This window comes from Candidatus Thiosymbion oneisti, from assembly GCF_004359955.1.
GTDB lineage: Bacteria > Pseudomonadota > Gammaproteobacteria > Chromatiales > Chromatiaceae > Thiosymbion > Thiosymbion oneisti.
On sequence record NZ_SMSC01000069.1, the window covers coordinates 1 to 2,812 of the forward strand.

Genomic DNA, 2,812 nt, shown 5'->3' on the forward strand with positions numbered 1-2,812 from the left:
CATGTTCTGCATGATCGCAGTCGGGAGGTCACCAATAACGAGACCATCCGGATCGGGAAGGATCGTGCCAAGGCCGTCGATCACGACGAGACCAGCCACATCAAACACGACCGCACCGAGACGGTCGACCATGATGAAAGGATCTCGATCCACGGCAAACGGACCGAAACCGTCGATAAGAACGAAACCTTGACCATCCACGGAGCGCGGACCAAAACGGTGGACCAGGACGAGCATATCCAGATCGGGCATGATCGCAGCACCCATATTGTCAACAACGAGAACCTCGAGATCAGCCGCAACCACAACCTGCACGTGGCCCAAAACGAGACCATCCACATCGGCTATAACCGCAAGGCGAGCATCTTCAACAATGAGGCCGTTGGTATCGGCCGCGATCATAGCCAGACCATCGGCGCCAACCAGACCATCATCGTCGGCGCCAATCGGACCGAGAACGTCGGTGGCAATGAGACGGAGACCGTTGCCATCGCCAAGGCCCTGAATGTCGGCACCGCCTATCAGGTGACCGTGGGGGCGGCCATGAACACCAGTGTCGGCGGGGCCAAGCTGGAGGAAATCGGCCTGTATTCCATGCAGGCCGTCGGGGGCGACCATAAGCTCCGAGTCAAGGGCGATGCCGTTGAGGAGATCGGTGGCAACCAGCAGGTCACCATCCAGGGCGACCGCAAGGAACAGGTCAAGGGCGCGGTCTCCCTGTATGTCGGGAAGAATCTGATCCTCGAAGCCGGCGAGAGTATTACCCTGAAGGTGGGCGGCGGCTACTTGGTGGTGGATCCGAGCGGCGTGACCGTCTCCAACGTGCCGCCGGGTAAGCCCGTCGTCAACCGCGCCAGTCCGCCCCAGGCCAAGATGGGGGACAATGCTGCCCCCCAGACGGAAAAGCCAGCCGATAAGGGTGAAGGGGGCGGGTTTTTCGGTGCTGTGCTGGGTATTCTAGGCCGGATCTGGGCCCTGCCGAACACCCTGATTGGGTTCGTTTACGGAGGAGTTGGGATGTTATTTGGCGCAACACCGGTTGGGGATAGTCAAGCTGGTATCTTGAGGTTTATAGATATGCCAAGCTGGATGATGCCGTCGGCGATGTCACTCGGTCATGTTCATCTTTTTGGTCCCGACTGTTATACACAATCGGTCAGGACCGAAGAGCTCTTGCACACTCAGCAAGCCGAAGTACTTGGACCCTTCTCTCTACCCTTGCATGCCATCAGTATGGCCGCATCAGTCCTTATCAGTACGGTAAAACCACCGTCGGAGCCTGGGAGAATGACACATGAATACAATCTGCTCGAAATGGGACCTGAGCATGGAACCGGTCCTTAGCCTTGGAGTAAATAATACTATGGTTGGTCATCGCCTACTGATTGCTCTCTTGTTCGCTCCCTTTGTTTTCGTGTTGACGGGATGCCCGAAACTTGCCCGTATAGAGGCGTACAATAATACACCGACCGCATTGACGATCGAAGAACCAAATCTAGAGAGGGAAGTTAAGCTCAAGCCAAGCCAGACAGCACGATTTGAATTTGGTAGTCAATACTTCAAGATCAAGTCGGATCTTGGTACCCTGAACTATCCACGAAACATCCCACGCTCTGACGATAATGGCCCGTACTCCTACGGAGCCCTGCGGATTCAGATCAATCCGGATGGGGTGATCTATGCCTTGAAGACCGGAGAGAACCCTCCGTTATCGGATTTTCCTGAGCAGCCCTATGGCTATCCTATTGCGGGCTTCGAGGAAAGCAATATGCTCTTTGCCACATGCCTGGATGAGATACGAAAAAAACGAGCAGAATACTCCAAACGCATAGCGAATCGGCAACGGCCTACTTTCATCCCCTCGAACATTGATTTCAACTTGTGTTTGGATAGATTGCGGGCAAAGAAAGCAGCGGAATCCCGAAGATAGCCGATGGAATGGATTCTGCTCGAAATGGGACCTGAGCATGGGACCGGTCCCTGGCCTTGGAGTTAACGCGACCATGATCCATCGTTATCTGATTGGCATTCTCCTGTGCGGTCTCTGTGCCTTTGCACTGACTGGATGCCCAAGCTCCGCCTATATAGAAGCCTACAACAATACACCGACAGTGCTGACGATCGGAGCATCGGATTTAGAGAAAGGAGTCAAACTCAATCCCGGCCAGACTGCACGACTTAGATTTGGTGGTCATTACTTCAAGGTCAAGTCGGATCTTGGTACTTGGTATTACCCGAGAAACATGCCACATGTTCTCGGTGAGGGTCCATACTACGACGGAATCCTGCGGATTCAGATCGATCCGGATGATGTGATCTACGTCCTGAAGATCGGAGAAGTCCCCCCTTTATCGGATTTTCTGAGCAGCCCTACGGCTATCCCCTGGAGGGCTTCGAGGAAGGCAATATTCTCTTTGCCACATGCCGGGATGAGTTACAAAAGAGAGCAATGGAACGCCACAAGCGCATATTGAATCGCCAACGGCCTACTTTCGTCCCCTCGGGCACTGATTTCATCTTGTGTTTGGATAGGTTGCGGGCAGAGGGAGCGACGGAATCCCGAAGACAGCCTATGGAATAGATGCTGTAATCCCGGAGCCTTGGAGAATGATACATGAATATAATCTGCTTGAGGGCACCTTGAAAAATAGGTGTTTTTACCAATCGAGAGACTCCGCCCCATTGATTATGACGAAAACTGTATTTGGTAGTGGTAAATTTTTAAATGGTTAGCATGGGGTGGTTCATCAACCCTGTCCCATTTTTTTATTGTTTCAGGACGCTAGTCCAAAACTATGCACTTTAGTGCAAG

The 2,812-nt window shown here is 53.0% G+C and carries 3 protein-coding genes; all 3 read left to right on the plus strand.

The annotated features are described in order from the left end of the window. A partial coding sequence (locus E1958_RS19325) for a bacteriophage T4 gp5 trimerisation domain-containing protein (RefSeq protein ID WP_424945098.1) occupies nucleotides 1–1,344 on the plus strand: 1,344 nt, incomplete at its 5' end. Continuing rightward, complete coding sequence (locus E1958_RS19330; RefSeq protein ID WP_133513323.1) at nucleotides 1,328–1,930, plus strand: hypothetical protein; 603 nt, start codon at nucleotides 1,328–1,330, stop codon at nucleotides 1,928–1,930. The genes E1958_RS19325 and E1958_RS19330, both read left to right, overlap by 17 nt. A 73-nt stretch (nucleotides 1,931–2,003) precedes the next feature. Then, nucleotides 2,004–2,474 (plus strand): hypothetical protein, encoded by a 471-nt coding sequence (locus E1958_RS19335; RefSeq protein WP_133513324.1) that lies wholly within the window; start codon nucleotides 2,004–2,006, stop codon nucleotides 2,472–2,474. Nucleotides 2,475–2,812: the final 338 nt, after the last annotated feature.

Bases quoted from the DNA above. Each gene is read 5' to 3' on its own strand.
- E1958_RS19330 (WP_133513323.1), top strand. From the start codon at position 1,328: ATGGAACCGGTCCTTAGCCTTGGAGTAAATAATACTATGGTTGGTCAT.
- E1958_RS19335 (WP_133513324.1), top strand. From the start codon at position 2,004: ATGATCCATCGTTATCTGATTGGCATTCTCCTGTGCGGTCTCTGTGCC.